Consider the following 25,894-nt stretch of genomic DNA (forward strand, 5'->3'; position numbering starts at 1 on the left):
GCCATCGCATCTAAAACTCGGGGATTTCTTCCATAAGAATATGATAATGAACTTGTCGTAGCTATTTATTCTAATCCCAAGGTATTCCTACCGCAACGGTTTGATTGTCCAGATTTTTTGAGCTTCAGACTTTGGAAGCGCTCCAACATAATGGCGGCGGAGCATCTCAAGCCCTCCTGTGTGCCCATGCTCAAAGATGAGCTTCTCAATCGGCTTGTCCATTGCCACCGCCACGGTAGCAGCAGTGTGGCGCAAGGCATTTGCTGGCCAGTCTGGTAAATCCTCCGGGGCAGAAGATTCAAGTTTCGGACTATGCTTAACTTTCGGAACCAGATCCGACCAAACATTGTAGCCTGCTAAACGCCGAACTGCACGTTCTTTGCGGTTCCAGTCTGGAGGCGTGACAAATTCTGACAAAGGATATCGTTTGAGCCACAATTCCAAGGGCTTGGGTATTTCCACGAACCTTCGGCGTCTTGTTTTAGAGGATTGCGGAATGATCGTGATTCCTTCATTTGTAATATTCTCTGGATGCAAACGTCTGATTTCGATCTGTCTTATCCCAGTAAAGAGTGCAATTGCAAATGCGGGGACAGTTTCTGGGAAATACTTCTCAGCGGCGCGCATTACTGCCAGCGATTGTTTGTAATCTAGCACTCCTATTTCACCACTTGCCGAATCCTGGATTTCGAGATGTTCAATGGCCTCGCCGTCGCACCAGTTTCGAGGAGATTTCGCTGCCCAACGCCATATAGTGCGAACGAGACGTATAGCTTGATTGTGGGAACCGGGACCGCCCGTGGTCACGCAGATATGGTCCGAGAGCTCTTCCCCACTAATTCTTGAAATCGGTAATCCAGAGAATTCAGCAATTAATTTTTCGCCGCAAAGTCTGTAATTTTTCTGCTGCCTTTCTCCGCACTTACTTGCAGCACGGAATTCTTTTATCACCTCTTCAATTGTGACTGATGCCCGGTGAAAATTCTCCCTCTCTACAAACTGTCTAACTGCATCCAAAAGCCCAACATCCAGAGGTTCGAGTAACTTTGCAGCTGCCACTGCTGCTTCTACCAAGGAAGGTGAGACGCCGGTGACTTGAGTTCCGAATATTTCACGTTCTTCTCTAAGACGAGCTGCCGCCGCGAGAGCCTTCTCACGTGTAGGGTAATGAAATTGACGACGTTTTCCCGTATCGGAGTACTTTGCGGGGATGTTCAACCGCCACCCGTTGGCGGTTTTGACAGGAGAAAATTTTACGAGCTTTGCCATGATCCTAAATTCTAAAGGTTTCCATCAGTTGTGATTTCGATCAATCTAAACCCCTCAATTTCGCGATCTCGAGATTGATTGGCCACCGCAGCAAAGCAATCCAAATTAACCTTATTCAACCTAATTTCTCAGAAAATAGCGAAATCTAAGAAATACTGGAAATATGAACCCTTATTTTAAAAGGACTCCAGAAATGTCAATCCGCCTTCTAAGCGGACGGTCACTGGTTCGAATCCAGTCGGGCGCACTTTTAAAGCTATTTAGGCAAATAGTCCGACAGACCCACTCCGGATGGTGGCATCGACCAAAAGGGAAAATTTCATGATATTTCCTTGTCTGGTTCGGCGAGAATAATCCGCCTTTTGGAGCAAGTCCGTTACTCGCCACAATACCTATGCTGGCGCAGCGGGTAAAATTTCAGGCATGGCAAAGAGAAGAGGAGGAGCTAAGTCTTTTGTCTTCAGAAGGCGGCTTAGTAACAGTCCCTGCCCCTCTCACTGATCCAGTCTCCCCCAGTTGAGGAAGACTCCTGACCCTTGAGTGAGACGCTGGAGATTTCCTGCATTTCGCAGCAGTCCCAGCGCAATTTGCGATCTTTCTACAGGCTTCACCTTTCAGGACTGTTGAAATCTAGGGATTTTAGCGCGGGCACATCACTTGCTATTTCAAAAGACAGCTTTGAAAGCACTTAATTAAACAATCAAAAACCATGAACAAAGATCACAAACCAGACAGAAATGAAGACCCAATCACCGGCGAACCAGGTTCACATCCTGTTGGCGTCGGCGTTGGAACAGCTGGAGGAGCCGCGACGGGTGCAGCCATTGGCGCAGCGGGAGGCCCCGTGGGCGCGGCTGTTGGAGCGGTAGTCGGCGGCGTTGCCGGAGCCTATGCTGGAAAAGGGGTAGCCGAGAAAATCGATCCAACTGAAGAGGAAGCCTACTGGCGTGAAAATCACTTGAACCAGGATTGGGGGAACGATCCGGACAATACCTACGAAGACTACGAACCAGCCTATCGATATGGTTATACAGAATCAGCAGCACGCGGTTCAACCTGGGATGAGAACGAAGCCGATCTAGAGAAGGACTGGGATAGCAAAAAGGGACAATCCCGCCTCAATTGGGAGAAAGCGAAAAATGCCACACGTGCCGGATGGCATAGGGTGGAGTCGAAACTTCCCGGCGACGCTGACGGCGACGGAATCTAACAATCAACTAAGGGCGGAGGCGAAAGTTGTCTCCGCCCTTTTTATCATTTCATCCCCATGGCACGCGCAATTTGGAAAGGTTCAATCGCATTCGGTTTGGTAAATATCCCCGTCGCTCTTACCAGTGCCGAAAGCAGGCCGGATATTCAACTGCACATGGTCGATAGTTCGAACCACGCGCGGATCCGCTATGAGCGAGTCAACGCCGATACCGGTGAGGAAGTGCCGTGGGACCGGATGGTGAAAGGCTACGAACACGAGGACGGGAAATTTATTCTGCTGTCCTCCGATGATTTGGAATCTGTTCAGCCGGAGCTAACTAAAACGATCGAGATCAGCGAGTTCGTTGAGCTTTCCGAGATCGATCCCATACTGTTTGATAAACCTTATTTCCTGGAGCCCGAGAAGCGCGGGAAGAAGGCCTATGCCCTACTTCGTGAGGCCCTGAGAAAATCCGACAAAGCAGGAATATCCCGGGTTGTGATCCGTACTCGGGAGTATCTCAGTGCCATGTTTGTGCGCGATGAGGTACTGGTTCTAATGCTTCTCCGATTTCCGCAGGAGGTAAAAAAGATTTCCTCCCTGGAGTTGCCATCTTCGGATGAAAAACCTGTGAAGAAGGAAATGGATCTCGCCCTTCGTTTGATCGACGACATGACTGAGAAATGGGAACCTGATGAGATTCACGATGAATACCGTGAGTCACTCATGGCTTTCATCGAGAAGAAAATTTCGAAGGGAGATACCGTTTCGGACGTGAAGCATCCGGATGATTCCGAAGATTCGGATGACAGCGAAAACGTCGTCGACCTGGCCGCCTACCTCGAAAAAAGCGTGAAGCAGGCAGGTAAGAAGACATCGACGAAGAAAAAAACAGCGAAAAAGGCGACCAAGGCCGCCGCCAAGAAAACGGCTAAGAAAAATGCCTCCAAAAAGTCAGCCAAAGGAAAGTCGAAGCGCTCGGCTTGAACGATACAAGAGCAAGAGGGACTTCGATAAGACGCCCGAACCCATCGACTCGTCGAATTCTGCTTCGGCATTTGGTTACGTTATTCAAGAGCATCATGCCCGTTCCCATCATTTCGACTTCAGGTTGGAAATGGATGGTGTGCTCGTCAGCTGGGCCGTTCCGAAAACGATCCCGGAACAAACCTCGGAAAAACGCCTCGCCATCCACGTGGAGGACCACCCATTGGAATACGGAAGCTTCGAGGGAGAAATTCCGAAGGGAAATTATGGCGCGGGCAAGGTAGCGATCTGGGATTCCGGGGAATGGCAGCCCCTGAACAAGGATTGGAAACATAAATTCGAAAAGGGAAAACTCAAGTTCCAGCTCCGCGGGAAGCGACTTTCCGGCACGTATCTTCTCGCGAAAATGGGAGACGAGCCGAACTGGCTATTGAGACGGCTGGAAGATGAGATCACAGCTTCCCCCCCTTCTCGGCTGCCACGTGAAGCCGCTTCATTTGTACCACCCCAGCTCGCCCGGGTGGTGTCGTCAGTCCCCACCGGGAAGGAATGGTGCCACGAAATCAAGTTGGATGGTTATCGCCTGATCGCAGTGAAAACAGCGGGGAAAGTGACTCTCTTCACTCGCAACGGTCACGATTGGACGGAGAAATTCGGAGATCTTGCCGATCATATCACGCAGGCATCAAAAGAGGACTTTGTTCTCGATGGCGAGGCCGTGGTCTTTGACAAGAAAGGCGGCACTTCCTTCGGGGGGCTTCAGGACGCGCTCAAATCAGACACCAAAAGGATTATTTTCATCGCATTCGATTTATTGAATCTCGCGGGAAAAGGCCTGCGTGACCTACCTCTCGAACAGCGTGTTAAGCGTTTGGAAGAAATTGTTTCCGAAGACGGTGATCGGGTAAGACGATCCCATATTTGGAACGGAGCCGCCGGAAAACAGCTTTTCAAGCAGGCCTGCGAAAATAACCTGGAAGGAATCGTAAGCAAGAAGCTCAACGGCAGGTATCTTTCCGAGAGTCGCAAGGACTGGGTAAAATCGAAATGCCGCGCCAGACAGGAATTCGTGATCTGCGGATTCACCCCCCCGAAAGGAACCCGCCCGGGGTTCGGCGCGCTTCTGCTTGGCACGCATGACAATGGAAAACTCGTTTCACGTGGAAAGGTTGGAACAGGATTTACCGACAAGGGGATCAAGGAGCTATTGAAGCGATTCAAACCGCTGACCGTTTCCAAGCCGTTGTTCGACACTGATGTGAAGGATGTGACCTGGCTAAAACCGCAATTGGTCGCCGAAATCGAGTTCGCGGAAATCACACGTGACGGCTCCATTCGTCACGGCAGTTTTCTGGGGATGCGCGAGGACAAGGACGCCGACACTATTCACTTGGAATCAGTATCTCCCAAATATAATTCCGAAGTTTCCGGCATAAAGATCAGCCATCCTGATCGGATCATTTTTCCTGATACGGGTATCACCAAGCTCGAAGTCGCACGCTTTTATGAAAAGGCCGGTGAATTGATGATGCCCTATGTTGCCAATCGGCCCCTTGCGATTCTGCGCGCTCCCGAGGGCGTGGACGGTGACACATTTTTCCAAAAGAGCTTTCCCAATTACCTTCCGGAAAACGTCGCTCAACAGCAAATCGAGGATGGCTCGACGGTCTTCTCGATATCGAATCCGGCGGGGTTGGTTGCGCTTGCCCAGTTCGGCGCGTTGGAGTTCCACCCGTGGGGCAGTACTCTTCGGAAACCAGAGATCGCGGAATTCCTGACATGGGATCTCGATCCTGATCCGGCGGTGGATTGGAAAGAGACTTTGGGTGCCGCATTTCTTCTGCGGGATCGTCTCCACGATCTGGGACTCGACCCATTAGTGAAGACTTCAGGCGGGAAAGGGCTTCATATCATGGTGCGAATCCGGCGCGTTCACAGCTGGGACACGATGAGAATGTTCGCAAAAGATGTCTCCCGACAAGTAGCTGCGATGAATCCGGGACGCTTTGTCATTGTTTCCACCAAAGCAAAACGGAAAGGCAAAATTTTCATCGATTGGATGAGAAACGGAAAAGGAGCGACATGTATTGCTCCGTGGTGCGTTCGTGCCCGGCCCGGCGCGAAGGTTTCCATGCCGGTGGAATGGTTTGATCTCCCTGAAATTCCCGCCCGGGGGTTTTCCATGCACGAGCCGTTGCTAGTCCCGGATGGCTGGGAAAAACCAGAAGCCCAGTCCATTAATTCCTCCATGATCGAGCGGGCGGCCAGGAAAAATCCGTAGGATAATTCGCACACCGCCGCCCTGTTTCTGCGAATCTACGAGCACCAATACCCGAAGAATTATCAAGTCTTGAGGCACGAGGATGGCGAATTTTATTCGATACCTATGCCTCCAGCACAGGTCGCCATAATTGCCTACATTAGCCACCTCGAATAAATCTCCTGCATTTTGCAAATCCCGGATAGCAGAACGCTTGAACAACAAAGCGTGGGATTCGCTTTTTCCCCATGATTCCGAAGAAAACCAATTGGTATATTCGCTGCAAACAGAGCCCGAGTTATGAAAAAAATCAGCAGCCACACCTATCCGGACAGCTCTGCTTTGACAGAGGATCAGTATAATTATTTTAAGCAGGCGAAGAAAAAATTCCTGTTCGTGGGAATCCTTCTTTTCATCTTCACTGGCGTAACGGTCGCCGTTGCAACAGTTCCCTGGTTGGATTTCGGTGCGAGAGGTTTCGACCATGTTGATGCGACCATAGGGCTGTTGATAGCTTCGATAAAAGCCTCACTCGTTGCCCTGATCTTCATGCACTTGAACCACGAGAAGAAGATGATCTATTGGATTTTCGGTCTTGGTTTGTTCCACGGATGCGGGATTTTCTTCGGAACCTATCTCCACTTTGCGGATATGCCCCACTACAAGCCCTTTTATCAGTCCGAAACAGTAGTTGATCGTCCGGACGGCATGACCGATCTTCAGGAAACCAAACCCGGCGGCAATTAAGACTAATAGTCCACTAACTTGCTCCCCGCAAGATGGTTCCTCAATTGAATGAACGACAGAAAGTCCAGCAGGGAGCATTCCTCACGTAAATTTTACATCGGCCTCGCAAGGGCCGCGGGCGGATCAATTCTGTTCTCGGTCCCCATGTTGATGACGATGGAAATGTGGTCGCTTGGATTTTATATGAGTCCGCTGCGTCTCGCCCTCATGTCGGTTTTATCAATTCCCCTTCTCGCGGGTTTGGCTTACTACTCAGGTTTCGAAAAACGCCTCTCCCTGCGCGGAGCGATCGTGGACGCGTTCGTAGCATACGCGGTAGGTTTTGCTACCTCGACCATCATTCTTGGGTTTCTCGCTGTGATCAAGGTCGACATGTCAGCTACAGAGATCATCGGAAAAGTCATTCTACAGACCATTCCCGCAGGGATGGGCGCGGTCCTGGCTTCGAGCCAGATGGGAGGAGATGAAGACAAAGGATCCGAAGATGGAAAAGAGACCAGCTACTGGGCCGAACTCTTTCTAATGATCGCGGGTTCGCTGTTTCTAGCGTTCAACATGGCGCCCACAGAGGAAATGGTGGTGATCGCCCACGCAATGTCTGCGTGGCATTCACTCCTCCTCATCTTGCTGTCGCTAACGATCATGCACGCCTTCGTCTACAAGCTTGAGTTTCGCGGCCAGGAAACTTACCCCGAGTCCCATTCACAGTGGGCGGTTTTGAGCAGGTTTACGATTGTAGGTTATGCGATCGCGCTTCTTGTCAGCTTTTACTGTATGTGGAGCTTTGGAAGAAACGATGGAAATGGAGCCACCATCATCGTCAGCCAGGTGATCGTCCTTGGCTTCCCAGCCTCCATCGGCGCAGCTTCCGCACGGCTTTTACTCTGAATATATGTCTAAAAACAGCACATCGGATTCCTCTCACACAGAGATAATTCCGCCCGCGGAGTGGATTGCGGCTGGCATCGGTCTGACTCTGCTTTGTGTTTGCATTGGGTTTCTCTTCTTCAAGGCATTCATGCTTGATGGCGGAGTTCCGAAAATCTCGTTCGCGGTGAAGCAGATCGTAGCCCAGGACGGCGGATCACTTGTCCTCGGCAAAGTCTCGAATGAAGGCGGGGAAACCGTTACCGCGCTTCATATCCGCGCCACATCCGGAAGTGAGCAACAGCAGGTGGAGATCGACTATCTCCCCGCCCGGTCTTCGCGGGAGTTCGGCGTATTTTTCACTCACATCCCTGAAGAGGGTTCTGTGAGTTTCACCGCCAGCGGCTATCAGGAACCGTGAAACTTTGCCGGGATTTCAAAGTTTGCCTCTCCATTCTCCGTTCGAGTGCTGCAAACAACACATAGGAAAGATTTCACCTAAGCCGCTTAAGAATTTTGAGCTTCAGGTCGCTGGGCATGTTCTGCCCGATCTTCGACACCCTACCGAGGTGAACGGCAGTCCGAACTGACGGCGCCTTCGTGTCGCACTGTGCCAAACAGTCGCAACGCACTACGCCAATCTGTCGCGCATTTTTGGATCTGGAGCACACCCTCTCATCGTAAACCTTTCATTTATAAGGGCTTACCATTCACAAAAACGATAGGCACACCCATTGCAAAGAGGATAGGTAACTAACCAAAAAATAATACTTATGTCTAAAATTCTAGGAATCGACCTCGGCACAACCAACTCCTGTATGTCCATCATGGACGGCGGTGAGGCAACAGTTCTTGAGAACTCCGAAGGTGCGCGCACAACACCATCCGTAGTAGCTTTCGCTAAAAACGGAGAACGTCTCGTCGGCCAGGCAGCAAAGCGTCAAGCCGTCACCAACCCGAAAAACACCATCTTCTCTGCTAAACGCCTCATCGGCCGCAAGTTCAGCGAACTTACCGAGGCAGATAAGCGTATGCCTTATAAAATCGTGGCAGCCTCCAATGGAGATGCGCACATCGAAGTAGAAGTAGCAGGTGAGAGCAAAACTTACTCCCCACAGGAAATCGCATCGATGGTCCTCGGGAAACTCAAGGCAGACGCAGAGTCAAAACTCGGTGAGACCATTTCCCAGGCAGTAATCACCGTTCCTGCCTATTTCAACGACTCCCAGCGGAACGCAACTAAAGCAGCTGGCGAAATCGCTGGCCTCGAAGTTCTCCGCATTATCAACGAGCCTACCGCAGCTGCACTTGCCTACGGTCTCGATAAGAAATCCGACGAGAAAATCGCCGTATATGACCTCGGTGGTGGTACATTCGATATCTCCGTTCTCGACATCGGCGACGGCGTTTTCGAAGTCCTCGCAACAGACGGCGACACCCAACTCGGTGGTGACGACTGGGATAACGCGCTTATCGAATACATCGCAGGTGAGTTCAAAAAGGATCAAGGCATCGACCTTTCCGGCCAACCGGACGCACTTCAGCGCATCAAGGAAGAGGCGGAGAAAGCCAAAATCGCCCTCTCCTCCAGCCAATCCTACGATATCAACCTGCCGTTCATCACAGCAGACCAGAACGGACCGAAGCACATCCAGCTTACCATTTCCCGTTCGAAACTCGAGCAACTCACTGACTCCCTCTTCACCCGCACCAAGAAACCAGTTCTTGATTGCTTGAAAGAAGCAGGTGTCTCCGCTTCCGAAATCAACGAGCTCGTTCTCGTCGGCGGCATGACACGTATGCCTAAGGTTGTTGAAATCGCGAAAGAACTCGCCGGACAAACACCTCACCAAGGCGTAAACCCGGACGAAGTCGTAGCGATCGGCGCAGCCATTCAGGGCGGTGTCCTTGCAGGTGATGTCAAAGACGTACTCCTTCTGGACGTGACTCCCCTCACCCTCTCCATCGAAACCGAGGGCTCCCGTGCCACACCTATGATCGAGCGCAACACTGCGATCCCGACCAAGAAGTCCCAGACTTTCTCCACAGCTTCCGATAACCAACCTGCCGTTGACATCCGCATCTCCCAGGGAGAGCGCCCGATGTTCGCCGACAACAAACTACTCGGAAACTTCAAGCTCGATGGCATCACTCCGGCACGCCGCGGTGAGCCTCAGATCGAAGTAACATTCGATATCGATGCAAACGGAATTCTCCACGTTTCCGCCAAGGACAAACAATCCGGCAAGGAACAGAAAATCTCCATCCAAGGCTCCTCAGGTCTCTCCGACGAGGAAATCGAAAAAGCGAAAAACGATGCCGAAGCTCACGCCGAGGAAGACCGCAAGCGCGTTGAACGCGTGGACGTAGTCAACAAAGCCGAAAACCTCGCTTTCTCCGTCGAAAAACAAATCGAAGAACTTGGCGAAAACGCACCGGCCGAACTCAAATCCTCCCTTGAGGAAAAAGTAAAAGCCGTCCGTGACGCGATCACCAGCGACGACCTTGAGAAAATCAAGGAAGCCTCCACTGACCTCGAAAACTCCCTCCAAGCCCTTGCCGAAGCTGCTCAACAAGCAGGCGCAGCCATGGGTGGCCAGCCGGAAGTAGAGCCAGCGGAACCTTCCTCCGATGAGTCCGGCGAGCCGAAGAAAGCCAAGGGCAAAGTAGTCGACGCTGAAGTCGTAGACTAATCAATACAAACGGGAGCGATCACAAGTCGCTCTCGTTTCTCATACACACTTTCCACCTCTGGAAATTCCCGGGGTGGCTTCTAAACAAACGAAACAAATACCAATACATATTATGGCAAACATCCAACCACTCGGATCACGCGTTCTCGTAAAACGCCTCGAAGCAGACACAGTCAGCGCCGGCGGAATCGTCCTTCCTGACTCCGCTAAAGAGAAACCACAAGAAGCCGCAGTCGTAAGCCTCGGCACAGGTGGCAAAGACGAAAAAGGTAACGACATCGTTTTCTCCGTGAAAGTCGGCGATACCGTTCTGATCTCCAAATATGGCGGCACTGAAGTGAAATTCGACGGCGAAGAGCACCTCATCCTTTCCGAGTCCGATATCCTCGGCATCATCAGCTAATCGAATTCCTTCGAAGTCTGAACAATCAAAAATAGTACAATTTAACTAACATTATGGCCAAACAACTACAATTCGACGAAAAAGCACGCCAGTCACTCCTGCGCGGTGTTGAAAAACTCGCACGTGCCGTGAAAGCAACCCTCGGGCCTGCTGGACGCAACGTCATCCTCGACAAAAAATTCGGCTCCCCGACCATCACCAAAGACGGTGTATCTGTTGCCAAGGAAATCGAACTTGAGTGCCCTTACGAAAACATGGGCGCACAGCTCATCCGTGAGGTTTCCTCCAAGACATCCGACATCGCCGGTGACGGAACAACCACTGCTACCGTTCTCGCGGAAGCCATCTACAAGGAAGGTCTCCGCAACGTAACCGCAGGTGCTAACCCGATCTCTCTCCAGCGCGGCATCATGAAGGCTACCGAAGCCCTCGTTGCCGAACTGAAGAACCTTTCCAAGACTGTCTCCGACACCAAGGAAATCGCTCAGGTCGCTACTGTTTCGGCTAACTGGGACCAGGAAATCGGCGGTATCATCGCTGAGGCCATGGACAAAGTCGGCAAAGACGGAACCATCACTGTTGAAGAAGCAAAAGGCATCGAAACTACCCTCGACGTTGTTGAAGGTATGCAGTTCGACAAAGGCTACCTCAGCCCTTATTTCGTAACTGACTCCGAGACCATGGAGGCAAACTTCGATGACGCGCTTATCCTCATCCACGAGAAGAAGATCAGCTCCCTCAAGGACATGCTTCCTCTCCTCGAGAAAGTAGCGAAATCCGGCAAACCACTCATCATCATTGCTGAAGATGTGGACGGCGAAGCACTTGCAACACTCGTTGTAAACAAACTCCGCGGCATCCTCAACATCGCTGCTGTAAAAGCACCTGGTTTCGGCGATCGCCGCAAAGCAATGCTCGAAGACATCTCCATCCTCACAGGTGGCCGCGTCATCACCGAAGACCTTGGCATCAAACTCGAGTCTGTTGAAATCAGCGATCTCGGTGAAGCCAAGCGCATCAGCATCAGCAAGGACGAAACTGTTATCGTTGAAGGCGGTGGCACTTCCGAAGCCATCACTGGCCGCGTAAACCAAATCCGTCGTCAAATCGAAGAAACCACCAGCGATTACGATCAAGAGAAGCTCCAGGAGCGTCTTGCGAAACTCGCAGGTGGCGTAGCCGTCATCAACGTTGGTGCAGCAACCGAGACAGAAATGAAGGAGAAGAAAGCACGCGTGGAAGACGCACTTCACGCCACTCGCGCAGCAGTGGAAGAAGGCATCGTCCCAGGCGGTGGCACAGCTCTCCTCCGTGCTCTTGCAGCATGTGAGAAAGGTGACTACTTCGCAGTTGCTTCCAACCTCGACGAGAAAACAGGCATGGGAATCGTTTCCAAGGCTGTTGAAGCTCCACTCCGTCAGCTTGCTGCAAACGCAGGCCGCGAAGGTGCTCTCATCGTTGAAAACGTGAAAACCAACAAAGACGGTCACGGCTACAACGTCGCTACCGACACCTACGAAGACCTCATCGCATCCGGTGTTGTCGACCCGACTAAAGTCACTCGTTCCGCTCTGCAGAACGCAGCGTCCATCTCCGGTCTACTTCTCACCACAGAAGCACTCATCACTGATCTTCCGGAACCGGAAGCAGCAGGCGCAGGCGGCCATGGTCACGACCACGGCGGCATGGGCGGTATGATGTAATTCATTCCGGGCGTCACGGAAACCCTCCGCGACACTCAGTTTCATGTAAGCCGGGCAGGTTCTTCCTGCCCGGCTTTATTGTGTCCGTATAACTTTATCCCCGCCCACATCGGAAACCAACAAAACGCCAGCACCGCGAGCCTCCCCACCCTCTGCGGCCCGGCGGTAAATTCTTTCCTAAAAATCCCGCCTTCAAGATTGGACACCAGCTCTCCTCTGTTCATCCTCACCACATGGAAATTTTCGAACGAGTGCGCCAGATCTCACTTATCAATACAACTGCCTCCACCCTCTCCTGGGATCAGGAAACCTACCTTCCATCCAAGTCCGCGGACTACCGCGCCCGGCAGCTTTCCTACCTCGCCGCACACGCGCATACACTTTCCACCTCCCCCGGCTACCTTGCCGATTTGAAGAAAGCCGAGGACGAGAATGACGGATCAGACCCGACCGTCACTGCCAACCTCCGCGAACTCCGCCGTGAATCGGATCGCTCCATCAAGATCCCCACCGATCTCGTCGCCCGTGAATCCGCCGCACAATCCGCCGCACATCACGCGTGGATCGCCGCCCGGAAAGCAGCCGATTACTCCATCTTCCAGCCGCACCTTCAGAACCTCCTAGATTTCGCATTGGAAAAGGCAGAACTCTGGGGATACACGAACGAGCCCTACGATGCCCTCCTCGAAGGCTACGAGCGCGCCACCTCCACCGCCACCATCGCAGCCCTTTTTGACGATCTCCTGAAAGATCTGGCACCACTTGCCACCCAAGCGGTCAATAAAACCAAAGCCCTCTCACCCCGGCTGCCTGCGGGGCCATACCCGATCAGCCAGCAACAGGCATTCAACGCGATCGTCGCAGAGAAAATCGGTTTCGATTTTGATGCCGGCCGTATCGATACCACCACCCATCCCTTCTGCACCACCCTCGGCCCGTGCGATATCCGCCTCACCACCCGCTACGAGGAATCCGATTTCACCTCCTCACTCTTCGGCGTCATGCACGAAGCCGGCCACGGCATGTATGAACAAGGACTCCCGGCGGATGACTTCGGCCTGCCATCCGGCGCAGCCGTCTCTCTTGGCATCCACGAATCCCAATCCAGACTTTGGGAAAACCAGGTGGGCCGCTCTCCGGAATTCTGGGATCACTTCTACCCCATCGCACAAGAGCACTTTCCACAGCTCAAGGATTTCCCACTCGAAAAATTCCTCCAGTTCATCCATCGGGCGGAACTTTCACCAATCCGCGTGGAGGCAGATGAAGCAACTTACGATCTACACATCATCCTCCGCTTCCAGATGGAGCGCATGCTACTCAACAAGGAAATCACCGTTGCCCAGGTCCCGGAAAAATGGAGCGAACTCTTCCAGAAATCCTTCGGCTTCGCTCCGGAAAACGATGCGGTAGGCTGCCTTCAGGATATCCACTGGTCCATGGGTGGTATCGGCTACTTCCCGACCTATACCCTGGGGAATATCAATGCCGCACAGCTTTTCCACGCAGCCACTTCCGACCCGGTCATCGGGAAAGCTACCAACTCAGCGGACTACGCGCCTCTCCTCACCTGGCTACGTGAAAACGTTCACAACCACGGCGCCACGCACAACCCGGCCACCCTCGTGGAAATGGCCACCGGCTCCGCACCAACCACCGAGCACTACCTCAAGCATCTCTCCGCCCGCTATATCTAAACGTCCCACCTCAAATATTTCCGATCACTGATCACCCGGCACTTTTCACTTATCCACCATGTTCATAGTATTCGAAGGCATAGACGGCACCGGAAAAACAACCCAGGCAAAGCTCCTTGCCGAACATTTCCAGAAGCTGGGCCGCACAGTTCTCCTGTCCCGCGAGCCTACAGATGGCCCTTGGGGCACTCTTCTCAGAAACTCTGCGGAAACCGGTCGCCTTTCTCCTGAGGAAGAGCTCGAAACCTTCCTCAAGGACCGCCGGCAACACGTTGCCGAGAAAATCGCACCTGCCCTCGCGGAAGGCAGCATCGTGATCCTTGATCGTTATTATTTCTCCACCATGGCCTATCAGGGAATCCGCGGTTTCGACCCCCAGGATATACGCGAAAGAAACGAAGCCTTCGCACCGGTTCCCGATCTACTCCTCATCATGGATCTGGATGTGGACTCCGCCATCGAACGCATCGGTGCTCGGGGCGATTCCACCAACGAATTCGAAAAACGCAGCAGCCTGACCCAGTGCCGCGAGACCTTTCTGTCTCTCTCCGGTGAGCCTTTTGCCAAAGTGATCAACACAAAGAACACCCCGGAACAAGTCACGCAGGATATCCTCGAGGCAATCGAGCAGTGCAAAGTATAAGCCATGAACCGCCGCAAACTCATTCCGCTGCTCTGCGCGGTCACCGCATTCCTTTCATGGTATTTTCTACCAGGCACATTTCTCGACCGTGCCTTGTTTACAGCTACCGCGCACATCTCGCATAAATCCCCTTTTCTAATCACCGGAAAAGGCGTCGCTTCCAACCCATATACTGTCAGGAAATTCCAGGGCTCTTCCGAAGCCTCCACTTCCCGGGCGCCCACGATCATCTCCATCGGTGACGATCCTGATCGCGTATTCCAGTCGTCACCACCTTCCCCTGTGGACGTGGCCATCATCCTTCGGAACCTGCGACGCCTCGGTGAAAACAGCCCAGCCATCGCAACGCCTCTCGCCTGGCCCTCGCCCGATACCATTTCTCTCACGGCACTGGATCAGCAGCTGGATTCACTGCCATCGGTTGTCACTGCCGCCCCCCTCTCCCGGGGACCGGATCCCACCATAATCCCACCGGCCTTCCGCCGTGCATCAATCCCACTGGAGCACGTTCACGGCGATACCACCCTTCTACCCACCGTAAATCGTCTCGCCATTCCCGATGTCATCCTTGGTAACAAAACATCACTTGCCGGCTTTTCGATCATTGAGTCCGAAAAGCCCACCGGGCTTCCACAGCTGCTTTGTAAATGGGATGATCGACTCATCCTATCCTTCCATCTGGTCGCTACCCTCGAGCACTTCAAAGTCCCTCCCTCGGGCATCGAGGTCAGGCTTGGAGAATACCTCTCACTCGGCAGAAACGGCCCGTTCATCCCCATCGATGAGTTTGGCAGACTTTCATTCTCACCAGAACCACTGGAATCGAAGACGATTATCCCTGCATCCCAACTCGTCGATGCACCCGATGACTTCTTCCCTGAAACGGACACACAGCCGATAATTCTGAGAAACGATCTTACTGTCGCAGACCGCGGAACCCGCATTTTTTCGGAATCGCTTGTTCCGGTGATCGCCACCCTTACCAACACATCGGAAGACAGCAAAGCAACCAGCTATCCAGCGCTCCCATGGCCGCTGGAACTGGCGTATCTTTCCCTGATACTCTTTCTACTTTTTCCTCCGGTGTTCCCTCGGATTTTGAAACTAAAGGACTTCCGCATACCCGCCATTATTGGGTTAATAACTGTGCTTCATTTGCTATTCTTCCTGATCGGGAACATCACGATACCCACAATCCCGGCACTAATTACCGTCGGTTCCGCCGCAATTCTATTGCTGATCCAGCGGAATAAGAGCACATCTGGCAGCCCCTCTGAAATCGTCGGAAATTCTAGTTCCACAGTAGCAAACGCTACTCCTGGAAATGCCCGACCATCGGAAACCCAGCTATCACCCACAAAAATAATGGAACCAGAACCATCCTCGAAACCGCTGACACAAAACAAAACAGCTATTGTTATCGAGCCCGTCCAGCCAAAATCCACCCAGCCGAAACCCGCTGCTAAAAAGACCGCCCGAAAATCTTCCGCAAAAAAAGCTCCGCGGACAGCGACTCGCCAATCACGAATTTCTCAAAAGGCAGCGAAGAATAATCCTTACAAAAAGAAATCAAAAAAAGGACCTAAATCCTGATCCGAGCAGACAGAACCGGACCGCAAAAAACAATCTTTGCGATTAAGCCATCCAGCAGCTTAAACAAATAAACTTCACCATGAATCCAGCCGAAAAAGCAAACGCACTCATAGAAGCCCTTCCCTATCTCCAGGCCTTCCGCTCCAAGACCATCCTCATCAAAATGGGTGGCTCTGCCATGGAAGATCCGGAACTTGTCGCCAATGTCATGCGCGATATCGTTTTTCTGGAAGTAGCAGGTATCAATCCGGTTGTAGTCCACGGAGGCGGCAAAGCCATTTCATCCGCGATGGAAAAAGCAGGACTTGAGGCGAAATTCATCGGTGGTTTCCGCTACACTTCGGATGAAGCCATCGACATTGTCTCACGCGTTCTCTCGAACGAAATCAACCCCGGGCTGGTGAAAATGATCCGCGAATTCGGCGGCAAAGCCACTGGAATCCCCGGCACTGATATTTTCCTCGGAGAGAAAATCAAGAACTTCGATAAGGATGGAAATCCCATCGATCTCGGCCGTGTCGGCGAAGTAGTAGGCTGCCAACTCGACAACATGGACACCGCCCACAAAGCCAGCATCGTCCCTGTCATCTCTCCCCTGGCTTCTGAGCTCGCTACCGGCCGGCCGCTCAATATTAACGCAGACCTGGCTGCAGCAGCCCTCGCGAAAGAACTCCGCGTTTCAAAACTCGTTTACCTTTCCGATGTCCCGGGACTCATGCGCGATCCATCGGATCCCTCCACGCTGATTAAATCCATCAACTGCCAGCAGGCTGATGAACTCATGAAAGACGGCACCATCTCCGGCGGCATGATCCCTAAAGTCCGCTCCGCGGTAGATGCTCTGAATGCCGGAGTCCGCAAAGTCCACTTCGTGGATGGCCGGCTCCCCCACGCCCTCCTCCTCGAGATCTTTACAGACGGAGGAATCGGCACGGAAGTGACACGATAAAAAAAGGGGCGAAGTGAATTCGCCCCTCAACAATTTCTTGAATCGTTTCCAGGCATCAACCTGGAAACGTCTTCAGTCTCACTCGAAGAATTTGATCTTGCCGGGAACCGGAAGTTTACCGGCGGCCATCGCCTCGTGCTGCTCGTCGGTGCAGGCAGCGTCGATCGGCGCATCAGGCTGCACATCGTTGTCTACGACTATACCGTTCTTCAGCATCCAGGCTTCCACTTCCTCACCGCTCACATCAGCGATCATCTCGCCGTTGATTTCCACACAAGGTGAAAGCGGCTGACCGCTGCGCTGCTCCATTTCCCAGCGGAATGCAGGATTCTTGATGATATCCTTCTCTTCGAATGGCAGGTCATACTTCCGCATGATCGCGCGGACACCTTCGCTCCATCCACAGAAAGTCTTCAAATACGCGGTAATCTTTGGTTGCTCGTTGCTCATGTGATGAAACGTAGAACGGCCAACCAAATTTTGCAATCCGACTATTCGAGTGCTTTCAGAATCTCGCCAAGCAGTTCCATCTTCTCCACTTCGGCTTCCTTGCTCCACAATACTTTCCCCTCCGCGGATAGAATTAGCGTCAGCGGAAGCGCACCGGTCCACTCGGGAAACATCGCCTCCGCCAGCTTATCAGGATTTCCCCCATCCCAGATATAGTGCATCGCTTCACGTCCTTCCTTCTCCAGCGATACCTGAATCCGTTTCGGTGTGGCAGCATTGCGTGATTCCAGGAATTTATGGACGATTTCTTTGTTCTCGATCGCGTCCATGGAGATCGATACAAAATCCACATTCCTATTTTCAAACCGGCGATAGGTGGCGATCAATTCCGGAAACTCCGTAACACATGGCCCGCAATACGTCGCCCAGAAATTGATAACCCGGATATTGCCCGATTTATTGGCTCGCACCTTTTTAGCAAGGTCCAGATCCATGGATTTCACAATCACCGGTGCCTTCTTCCACTCTTCCTCTGCCTTGCTGACCGACTCCTTTTTGTAGAGCCATTTCGTCGAGCAACCGAACGCCCTGGTCACAGGCTCCTCTACCTCCCCGCCAGCCAGAACAGCATCCAGCGCATCGCGCAGATAGGATTTCTTCACCGGTCCCGGATCTCTACGTCCGTCATCCAGCCGTCCGGAATAGCGAAGCTTCCTTTCCTTGTCGAAAACGAACGCGTGCGGGGTCGCCTGCGCACCAAATGCCGTAGCCATTTCCTGCTCTTCCGCATCGTAGAGGTAGGGAAATGTCCATCCATGACTCTCCGCGAACGGCGTCATCTCCTCGTAGGAATCGCCGTAGAGAGTATAGCTCAGCTCATCAGGTCTCAGGCTATCCGGATGGTTGGAGCTCACCGCCACGAACGCCACACCCTTGTCCTTGTAATCCTGATGGATCTCCTCCATCCGCTTGGCTGCCGCGATCGCATCCGGGCAGTGATTGCTGGTGAAAATCACACAAAGAACCTCAGCTTCGCTAAAATCTCCTACAGAATGAATTTCGCCGTCGATCCCCTTCTGGGAAAATGCCGGGAGATCCGAGCCAATCGGCAGCACCTTCGGCGGCTTCGGCCCCTTTTCCGCCGCGGCTATTCCCAGGGAAATCCCCAATAAAATACAAATGAGTTTTTTCATATCTCTATCCATTTGAAGGAAAAACCCCTCAATCAGCGATAAGAAAATTCCCCGCTACTTTTTCATCTCGTCCTTGAACACATACCACAGCAGACCACCGCCCACCATCAGCGCACCGATCACGATCACCCAGAAGGAGCCTTTAAGGAAATCGGGTAAATTTACATTCATCCCCAGCAAACTGGCCAATGCCACCAGCGGCAGGAAGAACCCGGTCACCAGATTCAGCCGGAACAGGATATTTCCCAGCTTCTCGGAAGTCTTTGTATGTTCCTCGGTGGCCTCGGCCTGCCAATAGATCAAAGTCTCGCGGGCATCCACCTGCAAGAGATCCGCCGCGCGTTCCAGGTCCTTTGATTTATCCCGCAGTGCGCGGATATCGCGATCATCAGGCTCCTGCGCCAGCGCCTGTTCCAGTGCCAGCACCATGTTTCGCAAGCTCCTCGCAAGCGGCCCGGCGTGACGCAAAACAGAAAACACCTGCTCGGTGGATTCCGTGGTTTCCAGTGTCAGCTCATTCGCATCCACCGCCTCCGCATACCTGTTGAAAAGAGCATCCACCTCATCGATACCAGGCCCGCCCGGCTGCAGCCACCTGCCATCCATGCGCTTCCAGAAAAACAGCGCATCCCGCTCGGGAATACCCGCCTTCGGCACCTCATGCAGAATCAACAGCAACTCATCGTGACCCACAATGCAGCGCTGATGCCCCGCACGTCCGCTGAGCTGCTCCCGTAGCTCCCGCTCAATCTCAAAATGCTCTGGCAATCTCAGCGTCTCGTCCAACATCACCGGATAATTATGGGATAAATTCGAAACCGGCAACTACCATGGATGAGAAAACTACTTCCCTTTCAGGAAATTCATCAACTTCCCGAAATCAGGCAGCTTGATCTTATCCTTCTCACCCACCGTAAACACCACCCGCGAGGTTTTGTTATGGGCCACTACATTCATCAGATAAGTCCCCGGCGCCAGCGGCTTTCCGTCCATCGTCGCATCTAGCTTCACCATGTTCGTATCCTTCACGAAGAGGATCGCGGCCGGTGCTCCATCCATCAGGATCGTTCCATCATCCTTACATGGAAAGGCATTCACTATCAGCATCGGCGCCACCTCCTCGATTTTTAGCACCGCATCGGCCTTCACAGGTTCCTCGATCACCGCAAATAAATCCCCCCACTCACCCATCACCGCGGTATTCTCCCCGAGTGATATATCAAAAGGGTAGAGCATTGGCCGCTCTTCCTCCGCATAACCTACCGCCAGCATAGCCACGAGCATGAGAAAAATCATTTTCATGAACCTATAGCTACCAAAGCCAGGCTTTTCCAGAAAGCCGAAAGCCCCCCGGACCCGCAATTTCCCGGGACCCGGGTAGCCACAGAAAAACCCCTCCGGAATACACCGGAGGGGTTTGAAAATAGTTTCCGCTAAAACGAACTATTTAGCATCAGCGACCTGCTCTTGAACCTTGGCCGTGGCCAGCGATTCCGCAATCGAATTGCGCTGACTGGTGATCAGGGCGCGGACATCCACTGGAAGATCATCGCACTTGATCTTCTCATCATAGTCTTCCAAAGCCGCCTTCTCGCCACGGACACATTCCTCCAGAACTGCTTCCGCATCGTGATCCGAAGTGAGTGTATCCTTCACTGAAATCCACACTTGGTGCGCTTTTGCCGCGATGCTGCTGCCTTTGTCCGGCTCACCACCGTACTTCACAATCGCTTGTTTCAGGTCGTGCCCGAACGAGCGACGCATGGCAGACTGCTTTTGGAAAAAGCCCACGAGACCCGGATGTTCTTCCGCACGCTCGGCTGCTTTTTTGAAACCCTCCTCGGCATCATATGCTTTGGTGAGTAGATCGTTGAGACATTCTGTTACTTTTTCATTTGTCATACCGGGAATAATTGCAGGCGCCATTCCAAATCAATTGAAGAACCCGCTAACCCTTGCTCCATAAGGATCCCGGCAATCCCCCCGGTTTTTCGAAACGAATATTCCCACCGCATGATCCCGCAATCGGCACGGCGCGGATGTCCATTTGCAATCCATAACCAGCCCGGCATCTCTTCTAAAGTTGAAACGCCCCCACGGACATCATCAGGCTCTCCCTGCCTGATTCACCGCCCCCGCTCTACCAGACACCCATCTTTCTTGGAGTTTGGGATTTAGGCCCTAGAGTTCCCCCCAGATGCCCATTCTCGATCCCTCGCGCCTCCAAGACCGCACATCTTCCGACGAAATCCTCGATGCCTTTCTCACCTTTCTCGAAGAAACCGGCACTACCCCCTACGATCACCAGGAAGAGGCTATCCTAGAGCTCTTCGCCGGGCACAATGTGATCCTCAACACCCCCACCGGCTCAGGGAAATCACTCGTTGCCCTCGCCCTCCAGTTCCGCGCCATCTGCCAGAACCGCCGCTCCTACTACACCGTCCCCATCAAGGCACTCGCCAACGAGAAATTCCTCTCCTTATGCAACACCTTCGGCCCGGAAAACGTCGGCATGATCACCGGCGATGCCACGGTCAACCCCACCGCCCCGGTCATCTGCTGCACAGCGGAGATTCTCGCAAACCTCGCGCTCCGTGACGGAGCGGCCGCCCCCGTGGACGATGTCATTATGGACGAGTTCCACTACTACTCGGATCACGAGCGCGGCGTCTCCTGGCAGATCCCGCTTCTCACCCTCCCCCGGGCCAGATTTCTGCTCATGTCCGCCACCATCGGCGATACCGGGTTTTTCAGTGAAACCATCACCGAGCTCACAGGCGTTCCCACCACGCTGGTAAAATCCGAAAACCGACCGGTCCCCCTTGAGTTCGATTTCTCCACCATCGCCCTCGAGGAGAAAATCGAGGAACTTGTCACCCAGGACCGCGCACCCGTCTACCTTGTCCACTTCTCCCAGCTCGCCTGCGCGAAAACCGCCCAGGACCTCATGTCGCGGAACTTCTGCTCCAAGGAAGAGAAACAACAAATCGCCGATCTCCTCATCGATGCGGACTTCCGCTCACCGTATGGTAAGGAAATCAAAAAACTCCTCCGCCACGGTCTCGGTATCCACCACGCCGGACTCCTTCCGAAATACCGCACCCTCGTCGAAAAACTCGCCCAGAAAGGCCTCCTCAAAGTCATCTGCGGCACCGATACACTCGGCGTAGGCGTCAACGTGCCCATCCGCACGGTCGTCTTCACCCAGCTCTTCAAATACGGAGGCCAATCCACCAAAACACTGGCGGTCCGTGACTTCAAGCAGATCGCCGGACGCGCCGGACGCCGTGGTTTTGATAACGTCGGCTACGTCGTCGCCCAGGCACCACCCCACGTCATCGATAACATCAAGGCCGAGGCCAAAGCCGCCGCAAAAGGCGGAAAATCCAAAGCCATGAAGAAGAAAGCCCCCGAAAGAGGCTTCGTCATGTGGGATGAAAATACCTTCCGCAAACTCATCGACTCCCCCTCGGAGAAACTCAGCTCCTCCTTCGTCATGCGCCACGGCATGCTCCTCAACGTTCTCTCCCGCAAGGACGAGGACGGCTGCGAGGCACTCCGCAAGATCATCCGGAATTCCCACGAAACCCCTGCCAAAAAAGCAGCCCTCCGCAAACGCGCCTTCGAGCTGTTCCGCGGCCTCGTGGAAGGAAACATCCTGAAAATCATCCCCGTAAACGAACGCACCACCCCCGCGAAAATCGCTCTCAACATCGATCTCCAGGACGATTTCTCTCTGAACCAGGCGCTCGGCCTCTACCTCGTGGAGACGATTCCACAGCTCGATCCCGAGGACCCCGCCTACCCGCTCAATGTCATCTCCCTCGCCGAGGCCATCGCGGAAGACCCTGCTCAAATCATCCGCAAACAGGTCGATAAACTAAATGACAAGCTCGTCGCCCAAATGAAAGCCGACGGCATCGAATACGATGACCGCATGGAAGCCCTAGAGCAGGTCGAACACCCGAAACCCGGCAAGGAATTCATCTACACCACCTATAACGAATTCGTCCTCTCCCACCCTTGGGCAAAGGAAGCCGGGGTGAAGCCGAAATCCATCGCCCGGGAAATGTTCGAGGAATACACCTCGTTCGAGGATTATATCAAAACCTACGGCTTGGAGAAATCCGAAGCCATCCTCCTCCGCCACCTCTCTGAGATCTACAAAATCCTCGCCCAGACAGTCCCGGAAAACCTCAAAACCGAGGAGCTTCTGGAAGCCGAAATGTTCTTCAAGGATATGCTTCAGGCCACCGACTCATCACTCATCGATGAATGGGAAAAAATGCGCAACCCGGACGCAGAACTGGCTGATAAGAAACCCGCCCCACCCCGCCAGCCCTCCCAGCGTGAAATACAGGCAACGCGCCTGAAATCCACCCGCACTCTCATCTTCGAGTTTCTCAAACACCTCTCCCAATACCGCTACGAGCAAGCCTTCGCCCTCGTTGAAAGCGATCTCACACCGCCCCAGCTCGCCGAGCTAATGGACACCTTCCATGAGACCAACGGCACCCTCCGCCTCGATCCAGAGGCCCGCAACAAAAAGCACACACACATCGAGAAACTCACGGATCAGAATATCTGGAAAATCCATCAAACACTCATCGACGAGGAACAGCTGAACGACCACACAGCCTCCTTCACCCTGAAAACCGATGGGGAAAGCACCCAACCATCCCTCCACCTGGACTCAATCGCCCCAATCTAAGGAAAAGCGGAAAACACCATCCGCACCTCCATCGCGATACGAAAACGAATCAAAGCTCATCCAGCGGGCTTTTCGCCTTCCCCGCCATCGCGTGCAGCACATGCGTATACACCTCCGTCGTCTTTACACTTGAATGGCCCAGCGCCTCCTGGATCGTACGCAAATCCGTTCCGTTTTGTAGCAAGTGCGTCGCATAACTGTGTCTCAATGTGTGCGCGGAAACCTTTTTCGCAATCCCCGCCCTCCTCACTGCCGCCGTAAGCCACTGGCTCACCGCACCCTCCAGAAGATGATGCCGTTTCAGCTCACCATCTCTCGGATCCAATGCTCGCTTCAGCGTGGGGAAAACCCAATACCATTCCCAGCTCCGTGAAGGCTTTCCCCCATACTTCACATCCAGAGCCTTTTCCACATATACCCGGGAGCCGCCCTCCGCTTCATCTTCCTCGTGGAAAATTCTTGCCCGTGCCACCTGCCTTTGCAGCGCCTCCCTGAGCCTGGCAGGCAGCGCCACACAACGGTCTTTTCCGCCCTTTCCATCCCTCACCCATACCACTCCGTTGCTGAAATCCAGATCCTTGACCCTCAACCGCAGCCCCTCGGTCACCCGCAAACCACAGCCGTAGAGTAAACCGATCAAACTCCTCGGCACGCCCTCCGGAATCTCTCCCAACAGCCCCTTCACCTCCTCCTTCGAAAGCACCACCGGCAATTTCCGCGGCTTCTTCGCACGCACCGCATTGATCCCCTCCAACGGCTTCCCCAAAACCTTATCGAACAAGAAAACCAGCGCATTCAGTGCCTGTCCCTGGGTGGAAGCCGCCACCTCCCGCTCCATCGCAAGATAGCTAAGAAAATACTCCACATCGCGCGAACCCAGCATATCCGGATGCCTCATCCCATGGAACTTCACGAACCTCTTATACCAGCCCACATAGGTATCTTCCGTCCGTTTCGCCAATCCCCTTCGTCGGATTTCCATCCGCAGCCTTCTTTCCAGTGAACCTTTCTCATCTCCCGCTTCCATTCCTCAAAACCTAAATAAATGTCCCTATTTTAGCAAAAGAAATTCCTCCTAGGAGGAATTTCTCAATTGACCGCCATAACACTGCTAGTCAATTTAAGCCCGTGGAATAATCCACACTGTTAGCGGGTTGTGGCTGGAGTCTTGGCCCATCCTAAACGGAACTTTGGTTGTGGCTGATTCTTATATCCGCAGAGTTTAATCTGGCTCTCCCCTTCTCTGCCACTGGCCTGGGTTCTGCCGAGTCTCCGTTCGTAGGCAGTGGCTTTAGTTCCGGCTATTTGCTTATGTATTTCCGTAGTTTGAATACTTTACGTCGTCGCTTCGCTAACAAGTCGCAGATGGTGACGCCGTTTCACCCCTATCATCAATTCGGATCTCGCCACGGCGCACCATTGCTATTACGTTCGGCAAAGAAATGAAGATGCACTCTAAAACATTAGCAGTCAGAATAACACAAGCTGCCAAGCTTCACGGCTCTTTTAGACTACGATCCGGGAAGGTCAGTGATTCCTACTTCGATAAGTATCAGTTTGAAGCTATTCCTGAGCTTTTGGCCGATATTGCAGAAGAGATGCGACGCTTTATTCCTGATGGAACAGAGGTTCTTGCAGGACTCGAAATGGGTGGGATTCCTATCGTCACCATGCTTAGCCAGGTAAGTGGGCTCCATTCGGCATTTATCCGCAAGACGCCGAAAGAGTACGGGACTTGCCGATATTCAGAAGGAGCCAATTTGGCCTCCAAGCGTATACTTCTAATCGAAGATGTAGTGTCCAGCGGCGGTGCAATTAGTGATGCTGTGTCCATGCTTAGGTCTGATGGAATAGAGGTATCACAGGCTCTCTGTGTGATAGACCGAGAGACTGGAGGCTACGAGAATTTGGAGGCTCATGGGGTCGAACTCTTAAGCCTATTCAAGCAGAGTGAGATAGATAGACACGCTTGAAAAAATGCGGCCGAACAAGGCGGAGATAGCGACGCCGAGGAAGCCGTCTGATTAAATTCGAGCTTTACACCGGCGCGCCATTCCTATGACGTTAGGCAAAGAAATCGCTCATGAGCCACGAAAAGCCATATACCCGCGCTGAGCTTGAGAGTCGGCCGGACACATTTCCGGATAGAGGACCACTCTGTTTGGGTTGCAATACGCGGATCCCTGAGTTTGCAGAACTCACCGAATCCGAGGCGACGAGAATTCGAGAATTGATTGCTGAGGATGAGAAGGCTTTTGCAATGTCTGAGCTAGAGTCTGCTACTGGTTGCTCAACTAGATTTGCAAAGATCTGGGTCATTCATTCAGGAATTCCAGATCTGGTGGGGGATACTGCACCTTGTCCATACTGTGGTGGTGACCTAATCACTGCCAAAGCTCAGCAATGTCAGCACTGCTACATGGACTGGCACGATCCGAAGCGTCCATATAATCTAAGAACCAAAAAGCCTAACAAGTCGGAGGAGCCGACGCCGAACCCGCCGTTTGATTAAATTCGGGAGTTGACCGCGGCGCGGC

At 53.0% G+C, this 25,894-nt stretch carries 23 protein-coding genes and 1 tRNA gene; 17 read left to right on the forward strand and 7 right to left on the reverse strand.

Annotated features, from left to right (window positions below):
* Positions 1-87: 87 nt before the first annotated feature.
* Entirely contained in the window at positions 88-1,269 is a 1,182-nt protein-coding gene (locus AAGA79_RS08890; protein WP_411825440.1) for a hypothetical protein, read from the reverse strand.
* A gap of 138 nt (positions 1,270-1,407) precedes the next feature.
* Between AAGA79_RS08890 and AAGA79_RS08895 the strand changes: the two genes are divergently transcribed.
* The 14 genes from AAGA79_RS08895 to argB all read left to right on the forward strand — a co-directional run bounded on the left by AAGA79_RS08895 (position 1,408) and on the right by argB (position 17,003).
* Positions 1,408-1,516 (forward strand) — tRNA-Ser (locus AAGA79_RS08895).
* A 462-nt stretch (positions 1,517-1,978) separates the two neighbouring features.
* Positions 1,979-2,479: a glycine zipper domain-containing protein gene (locus AAGA79_RS08900; protein ID WP_411825441.1), complete on the forward strand. Its 501-nt coding sequence runs from the start codon at positions 1,979-1,981 to the stop codon at positions 2,477-2,479.
* Between the two features lie 57 nt (positions 2,480-2,536).
* Positions 2,537-3,448, forward strand: coding sequence for a Ku protein (locus AAGA79_RS08905; RefSeq protein WP_411825442.1), 912 nt, complete (start codon positions 2,537-2,539; stop codon positions 3,446-3,448).
* Positions 3,402-5,729 carry a DNA ligase D gene (ligD, locus tag AAGA79_RS08910; RefSeq protein WP_411825443.1) on the forward strand — a complete coding sequence of 776 codons (2,328 nt, stop codon included), beginning with the start codon at positions 3,402-3,404 and terminating at the stop codon, positions 5,727-5,729. Before AAGA79_RS08905 ends, ligD begins: the two co-directional genes overlap by 47 nt.
* A 279-nt stretch (positions 5,730-6,008) precedes the next feature.
* Positions 6,009-6,455: a cytochrome C oxidase subunit IV family protein gene (locus AAGA79_RS08915; RefSeq protein WP_411825444.1), complete on the forward strand. Its 447-nt coding sequence runs from the start codon at positions 6,009-6,011 to the stop codon at positions 6,453-6,455.
* Positions 6,456-6,503: 48 nt separating this feature from the next.
* Positions 6,504-7,343, forward strand: a complete 840-nt coding sequence (locus tag AAGA79_RS08920; RefSeq protein ID WP_411825445.1) for a TIGR02587 family membrane protein — start codon at positions 6,504-6,506, stop codon at positions 7,341-7,343.
* Between the two features lie 4 nt (positions 7,344-7,347).
* Positions 7,348-7,743 carry a hypothetical protein gene (locus tag AAGA79_RS08925; RefSeq protein ID WP_411825446.1) on the forward strand — a complete coding sequence of 132 codons (396 nt, stop codon included), beginning with the start codon at positions 7,348-7,350 and terminating at the stop codon, positions 7,741-7,743.
* 352 nt (positions 7,744-8,095) lie between these two features.
* Positions 8,096-10,015 carry a molecular chaperone DnaK gene (gene dnaK, locus AAGA79_RS08930; protein ID WP_411825447.1) on the forward strand — a complete coding sequence of 640 codons (1,920 nt, stop codon included), beginning with the start codon at positions 8,096-8,098 and terminating at the stop codon, positions 10,013-10,015.
* A gap of 112 nt (positions 10,016-10,127) precedes the next feature.
* Positions 10,128-10,418, forward strand: a complete 291-nt coding sequence (locus AAGA79_RS08935; RefSeq protein ID WP_411825448.1) for a co-chaperone GroES — start codon at positions 10,128-10,130, stop codon at positions 10,416-10,418.
* Between the two features lie 53 nt (positions 10,419-10,471).
* Positions 10,472-12,121 carry a chaperonin GroEL gene (gene groL / locus AAGA79_RS08940; RefSeq protein WP_411825449.1) on the forward strand — a complete coding sequence of 550 codons (1,650 nt, stop codon included), beginning with the start codon at positions 10,472-10,474 and terminating at the stop codon, positions 12,119-12,121.
* A gap of 233 nt (positions 12,122-12,354) precedes the next feature.
* Positions 12,355-13,818, forward strand: a complete 1,464-nt coding sequence (locus AAGA79_RS08945) for a carboxypeptidase M32 (protein ID WP_411825450.1) — start codon at positions 12,355-12,357, stop codon at positions 13,816-13,818.
* A gap of 58 nt (positions 13,819-13,876) precedes the next feature.
* Positions 13,877-14,461, forward strand: coding sequence for a dTMP kinase (tmk, locus tag AAGA79_RS08950; RefSeq protein ID WP_411825451.1), 585 nt, complete (start codon positions 13,877-13,879; stop codon positions 14,459-14,461).
* A 3-nt stretch (positions 14,462-14,464) separates the two neighbouring features.
* The gene (locus tag AAGA79_RS08955) at positions 14,465-16,054 is read left to right on the forward strand and encodes a hypothetical protein (protein ID WP_411825452.1); all 1,590 of its coding nucleotides are present in this window, start codon (positions 14,465-14,467) and stop codon (positions 16,052-16,054) included.
* Between the two features lie 79 nt (positions 16,055-16,133).
* Positions 16,134-17,003: an acetylglutamate kinase gene (gene argB, locus AAGA79_RS08960; protein ID WP_411825453.1), complete on the forward strand. Its 870-nt coding sequence runs from the start codon at positions 16,134-16,136 to the stop codon at positions 17,001-17,003.
* A 78-nt stretch (positions 17,004-17,081) separates the two neighbouring features.
* Here argB and AAGA79_RS08965 read toward each other — a convergent pair whose 3' ends face one another.
* The 5 genes from AAGA79_RS08965 to AAGA79_RS08985 form a co-directional block, all read right to left on the reverse strand.
* Positions 17,082-17,453, reverse strand: coding sequence for a glutaredoxin family protein (locus AAGA79_RS08965; RefSeq protein WP_411825454.1), 372 nt, complete (start codon positions 17,451-17,453; stop codon positions 17,082-17,084).
* 41 nt (positions 17,454-17,494) lie between these two features.
* On the reverse strand, positions 17,495-18,646 hold the full coding sequence (locus AAGA79_RS08970; RefSeq protein WP_411825455.1) for a redoxin domain-containing protein: 1,152 nt from the start codon (positions 18,644-18,646) through the stop codon (positions 17,495-17,497).
* Between the two features lie 54 nt (positions 18,647-18,700).
* Entirely contained in the window at positions 18,701-19,414 is a 714-nt protein-coding gene (locus AAGA79_RS08975) for a CorA family divalent cation transporter (RefSeq protein WP_411825456.1), read from the reverse strand.
* Positions 19,415-19,489: 75 nt separating this feature from the next.
* Positions 19,490-19,948, reverse strand: coding sequence for a hypothetical protein (locus AAGA79_RS08980; RefSeq protein WP_411825457.1), 459 nt, complete (start codon positions 19,946-19,948; stop codon positions 19,490-19,492).
* 141 nt (positions 19,949-20,089) lie between these two features.
* Positions 20,090-20,548 carry a ferritin-like domain-containing protein gene (locus AAGA79_RS08985; RefSeq protein WP_411825458.1) on the reverse strand — a complete coding sequence of 153 codons (459 nt, stop codon included), beginning with the start codon at positions 20,546-20,548 and terminating at the stop codon, positions 20,090-20,092.
* A gap of 295 nt (positions 20,549-20,843) precedes the next feature.
* On the opposite strand from AAGA79_RS08985, the gene AAGA79_RS08990 reads away from it, so the two are divergent.
* A complete protein-coding gene (locus AAGA79_RS08990; RefSeq protein ID WP_411825459.1) occupies positions 20,844-23,357 on the forward strand; it encodes a DEAD/DEAH box helicase in 2,514 nt (837 codons plus the stop codon).
* 49 nt (positions 23,358-23,406) lie between these two features.
* On the opposite strand, the gene AAGA79_RS08995 is transcribed toward AAGA79_RS08990, so the two are convergent.
* On the reverse strand, positions 23,407-24,339 hold the full coding sequence (locus AAGA79_RS08995; RefSeq protein WP_411825460.1) for an integron integrase: 933 nt from the start codon (positions 24,337-24,339) through the stop codon (positions 23,407-23,409).
* Positions 24,340-24,799: 460 nt separating this feature from the next.
* On the opposite strand from AAGA79_RS08995, the gene pyrE reads away from it, so the two are divergent.
* Both pyrE and AAGA79_RS09005 read left to right on the forward strand, forming a co-directional pair.
* Positions 24,800-25,330 carry an orotate phosphoribosyltransferase gene (gene pyrE, locus AAGA79_RS09000; protein WP_411825461.1) on the forward strand — a complete coding sequence of 177 codons (531 nt, stop codon included), beginning with the start codon at positions 24,800-24,802 and terminating at the stop codon, positions 25,328-25,330.
* Positions 25,331-25,440: 110 nt separating this feature from the next.
* Positions 25,441-25,869, forward strand: a complete 429-nt coding sequence (locus tag AAGA79_RS09005) for a hypothetical protein (RefSeq protein ID WP_411825462.1) — start codon at positions 25,441-25,443, stop codon at positions 25,867-25,869.
* Positions 25,870-25,894: the final 25 nt, after the last annotated feature.

Source organism: Luteolibacter sp. AS25, assembly GCF_046736275.1.
Classification (GTDB): Bacteria; Verrucomicrobiota; Verrucomicrobiia; order Verrucomicrobiales; family Akkermansiaceae; genus Luteolibacter.